Annotated in this window: 6 protein-coding genes; 5 read left to right on the forward strand and 1 reads right to left on the reverse strand. The window is 49.6% G+C overall.

The window, feature by feature from the left end:
• The coding region (locus ABYW01_RS14030) for a PLP-dependent aminotransferase family protein (RefSeq protein ID WP_372833740.1) at positions 1 to 740 on the reverse strand (740 nt) is incomplete at its 3' end.
• 175 nt (positions 741 to 915) lie between these two features.
• Between ABYW01_RS14030 and ABYW01_RS14035 the strand changes: the two genes are divergently transcribed.
• From ABYW01_RS14035 to ABYW01_RS14055, 5 genes are all read left to right on the forward strand, one after another.
• Entirely contained in the window at positions 916 to 1,092 is a 177-nt protein-coding gene (locus ABYW01_RS14035; RefSeq protein ID WP_372833742.1) for a DUF1127 domain-containing protein, read from the forward strand.
• 11 nt (positions 1,093 to 1,103) lie between these two features.
• Positions 1,104 to 1,982, forward strand: a complete 879-nt coding sequence (locus tag ABYW01_RS14040; protein WP_372833745.1) for a PhzF family phenazine biosynthesis protein — start codon at positions 1,104 to 1,106, stop codon at positions 1,980 to 1,982.
• A 198-nt stretch (positions 1,983 to 2,180) separates the two neighbouring features.
• A complete protein-coding gene (locus ABYW01_RS14045; RefSeq protein WP_372833747.1) occupies positions 2,181 to 2,783 on the forward strand; it encodes a CBS domain-containing protein in 603 nt (200 codons plus the stop codon).
• A gap of 140 nt (positions 2,784 to 2,923) precedes the next feature.
• Positions 2,924 to 4,081: a type III PLP-dependent enzyme gene (locus tag ABYW01_RS14050; RefSeq protein WP_372833749.1), complete on the forward strand. Its 1,158-nt coding sequence runs from the start codon at positions 2,924 to 2,926 to the stop codon at positions 4,079 to 4,081.
• A 210-nt stretch (positions 4,082 to 4,291) separates the two neighbouring features.
• Positions 4,292 to 4,931 (forward strand): transporter substrate-binding domain-containing protein (locus ABYW01_RS14055; RefSeq protein ID WP_372833751.1); only part of this gene is annotated, 640 nt, incomplete at its 3' end.

The following is a 4,931-nucleotide window of genomic DNA, read 5'->3' on the forward strand; positions in this document are numbered from 1 at the left end:
ACCAACACTTTGATCGGCCACTGCGCGAATGCGAGTTCTAATGCTTCCAGGCTGGTGCCGGTTTCCGGGTGGCTGGGAATCTCTATCGCTTTCAGGCCGCTGGCTTCGATCGTTTGGACTGCGCCAAAGTAAAAGGGGGAATCGACGGCGACAATATCGCCGGGTTGTGTGATCGCTCTCAAGCTGGATGATAGCGCTTCCTGACAACCACTGGTGACCAGAATATCGTCGGGATGCAGTTGCAGCCCCGAATCGACACCCAGACGTGCAATCTGACGTCGTAGTGCCTTGTTCCCCCGTACGTAGTCATACGACAGGCTGCGCATACCCAAGCGTCGATTAATATCGTTCAGATCCCGGGTCAGCGGTTTCAGCGTGGGGCTTTTCAGGTCCGGAATCGCCCAGCCCAGGTTCAGCATATTTTCCGCTTCATCGGCATTGAGCATATTGAGAATGTTACTCCAGGCTGAAACCTTAACCGGACGTTGGGGGAGGGGGCTCACGTCCGGTAGCACGGGCGCGCTGTTGCGGGCTTTAACAAAGTGGCCTGACTTGGGGCGTACTTCGGTATAACCGCGTTCTTCTATAATGCGATACGCTTCCTGAACGGTGGAGATGCTGACGCCGTATTCTTGAGCTAGAACCCTAATCGATGGCAGTTTCTGCCCTGCGGTGTAATACCCCCCCTCAATTCGGGCGATTATCTCGTCTGCAACTTGCTCATAGAGTTTGGTAGCCATAACGTTCTGATTCCCCTGAATAAACGTACCGGTACAGATCCGAATAAAAAAAACCGTACAGATCAGATTGGGTCTAATCTGTACTGTATTTAATTGTCTGTATTTGAATCTGTAATGCTTTTTGCTCTGAGCATAAACTGTTTTCTACTCGATTACCAAAGAGGGAGGTTGAGTCATGAAGAGGGTGATCAGACAAAAAGTAAATACAGGTCTGGGTACCTGTTTCAGCTGGTATCAACGCTATCGTACACGGCGTCAGTTGTTGACGCTGGACCGGGACCAGCTTAAGGATATTGGCGTAAACCGCGCTTGCGCACAGGAAGAAGCAGCCAAACCATTTTGGCGTAAATAGGAGAGACAGAGATGAATTACAGTTTTTATACGTTGGACGTTTTTACTGATACCGCATTTGGTGGCAACCCATTGGCGGTGTTTCCTCACGCCACAGGTATTGATGGCGCCATGATGCAGAAGATAGCCCGTGAGCTGAATCTTTCTGAAACTGTATTCGTCGGTGAGCCTATTGCGGAGAACCACTTTCCGGTGCGGATTTTTACGCCAGCCTGTGAGATTCCTTTTGCCGGTCATCCAACGGTAGGTACCGCTTATCTGTTGGCCCAGCTGGGGCTCGCACAAGGTGATCAACTCACCCTGAAAGAAGGGGTAGGTGATATTCCGGTAACCGTGTCTCTTAAGAACAAATCTGCCTGTTTTAGGGTGGCAATGTTGCCAGCTGTCTCCGAGTCTCATCTAAATGAAAGCGATGTGGCAGAGTTGCTCGGACTGGATCGCAGTCAGGTGATGCGTAAGCCGTTTATCTCCAGCTGTGGATTGCCGTTTCAGATGCTGGAGCTGGCAGATATTGCTGCCGTTGATCAGGCTGATCTGAATCTCAGTGTGTGGAAAAACTGCTTTCCCGACCTCTCATTAAGCGACTTATACCTGTTCAGTCATGATGCTGACGGGCAGCTCTATACACGTATGTTTTCACCGGCGTTTAATATTCCGGAAGATCCAGCTACGGGCAGCGCGGCAGCGGCATTAACGGGCGCTTTGGCGGCTGAGCAAGCAGATACCGTGGGTGATGGAACTGTCGAACTGAGTTTCGTGGTGACTCAAGGTGTCCGTATGGCGCGACCAAGCATGATTGAAAGTACTGTTACCCTGTGTGAAGGAAAGGTCGTAGAGCTAGCCGTTCAGGGGCAGTCGGTTGTCTTAAGTGAAGGACGGTATCTGTTATGAGTAACGGGTCCGATTTTCTGAAAGAGACCCGCTTGGCGCTTGTTCTCTTCCTGCTTATCGTCGGGGCTGTTGTGATCACGCCTGTGTTGTTTGAGTAACAACTAGATTGCTCAGCGGACTTGCTCGGCGGACATAGGTGCTACAGCGCCCGCTTCATACTATGCTGTAGGGATAAACCTGAAATCGGGAGTCGTTATAATGTTTCAAGAGTTTTACCCGATCCGTCTGAGTAGTCTCGATAGCAGGGGAGAATTAGTCACCCCTGATCATGACCGTCATCCGGGGACCTTGCGTAGCCCTGCACTCGAAGTGATGACTGACTTTGAACGCTCCTGGCCTGTGAAAATCTGCGAAACCACTCAGATAGATGAGGCCTTGGAGCATATGAAAGCACAGCATGTTCGTATGCTGTTTGCGGTGGATAGTCAGGATCAATTCAGTGGGATTGTATCGGCTGCCGATATTGCAGGTGACAAACCGATGAGTGTTATGGGGCAAAACAACTGGGCGCGGGATCAGGTTGAGGTACGTCATCTGATGTTGGATGTGTTGCACATCAAAGCACTGACCTATGATCAGGTCCGCTGTGCAAAAATCGGTGATGTGATGCTGACCCTGAAAAGCTCCGGTGATCAGCATGTCATCGTGACCTCTACCAATCCACAAGGCGGAAAAAAGATCCGAGGCATTATCTCTGCCAGTGATATATCTCGATATCTGTGTATTAGTTTTGATGTGATGTATCAGGCTAAATCTTTTGCCGAAATCGAGCGTCTGGTCTCTAGAGGGCAGGAGTTCTGAAAACTGTTTACTGAGTGCAGATATTGCACTTATACTTCGCGAAATTATCTGACTGGGCAGCTGTAGCGATCTTACCTACCGCTGTTTTTTTTTTATGTTGCGGGGTGATCCCCCGACTCTCTGTTAGTGGACCTGAATGCATGAACGTTGCTGAGCAGATGTGCCCGCAAGTCTGGCAAAAAATTAAAACCCTTGCGGATACTCATGAAACGCCGTTTCTGGCGCTGGATCTCAACAGCATTAAAGAGAAGTATGACGAGCTCCAGCAGGGGTTTGACTACGCGCGTATTTTTTACGCGGTCAAAGCGAATCCTGCAGATGAGGTGATTGAGCTGCTCGCGAATGCAGGGGCAAGTTTCGACATTGCATCGACCTACGAGCTGGATAAAGTTTTGCAGTTTGGTGTATCGCCAGCGCGAATGAGTTATGGCAATACCATCAAAAAAGCACGTGATATAGCATACTTTCATGAGCGTGGAATTGATCTGTTTGCGACGGATTCTGAGCCAGACCTACGTAACATTGCCAAACATGCACCGGGTTCACGGGTATACATCCGAGTGTTAACTGAAGGCTCTGAAGGTGCCGATTGGCCTTTGTCGCGTAAATTTGGTTGTAACCCGGAGATGGCCGTTGAATTGGCTGTATTGGCGCGAGAACTGGGGTTAGAGCCTTATGGAGTATCGTTCCATGTCGGTTCCCAGCAGCGTGATATCGATGTTTGGGACGGCGCAATTGCCAAGGTTAAGGTAATTTTTGAGCGACTGTTCGAAGAGTACGGTATCAGCTTGCGTATGATCAATATGGGCGGCGGTTTTCCTGCCAGCTATCTGCATAAAACGAATGAGTTTGATACCTATGTCGCTGAGATCACGCGCTTCTTACAGGAAGATTTTGGTGACGGCGTCCCTGAAATTATTCTTGAACCGGGTCGGTCGCTGGTGGGCGATGCCGGGGTGTTGGTATCCGAGGTTGTTCTGATTTCACGTAAATCTGCGACGGCACTGGAGCGCTGGGTGTATACCGATGTGGGCTTATTTAACGGCTTGATTGAAACCATGGGTGAAGCAATTAAGTACCAGATTCACACGGATTGCGAAGGTGAAGCAGAAGAAGTTATTTTGGCAGGACCGACATGCGACAGTCTGGATATTATGTATGAAGATCATAAGTATAGGTTGCCGCTGACGTTAGCCGAAGGTGACAGAGTCTACTGGTTATCCACCGGGGCATACACCACCAGTTACAGCTCAATTGAGTTTAATGGCTTCCCACCGCTGAAGTATTACGTGCTCTAACTTGTTGCCTTTCGATTAAAAAGCCGATGATACATAAGTATCATCGGCTTTTTTGTTTCCCTGCTATTTTCCCGGTTTCTGTCTATCCTTAGGAGACTGTTAACACAGTCGTTGATACTTTCTGCGCTCCTAAGGATGGGTCGTACAGCAGCACATTAAGGTGCGCATTGAGGCATCGTTGTCGCGACATCACATTCAGGAAGACAGGGTATGGTCAGGCGACTGCTTGTCACGCTTCTGGTTATGATGTTCTGCACCGGCTTAACCTATGCAGATGGCTGGAATGAACTGACGGATGCGGAACGGACGTGGTTAAAGCAACATCCAGTGATTCGTTTGGGTGTAGACCCTCAGTGGGCGCCGTTCGAGTATGTTGAGAACGGTAAGTATAAGGGATTAGCGGCGGATTATATTGACCTAGTGAGCGCACAGCTAGGGATTGATATGCAGTTGGTACCTAACCTCAGCTGGCCGCAAGTGCTGAGCAAGGCTGAGGCAAAAGAGCTGGATCTGTTGCCAGCTGCGATGAAATCCGCTCAACGCGAACAGTATCTCAGCTTTACCTCCTCTTATCTTAATTTTCCTATGGTCATCATCAGCCAGCGGGGTACCTATACCGTTCGCTCGTTAGCGGCGTTGAGCGGGAAAAAGGTCGGTGTTGTTAGTCAGTACATCTCACATGAACTGCTCCGTAACAATCACCCTGACCTGAAGCTGGTCCCAGTGTCCACTCTGACGCAGGGGCTTGAAAAACTGTCTGTCGGTGAAATTGACTTCTTTATTGATAATGTGGCCTCTGCCAGCCATGTGATTCGTAAATTAGGTCTTACCAACCTGCAGATCGCTGCGC

Origin of the sequence: Pontibacterium sp., assembly GCF_041587635.1 — a bacterium.
Taxonomy (GTDB): domain Bacteria; phylum Pseudomonadota; class Gammaproteobacteria; order Pseudomonadales; family Balneatricaceae; genus Pontibacterium.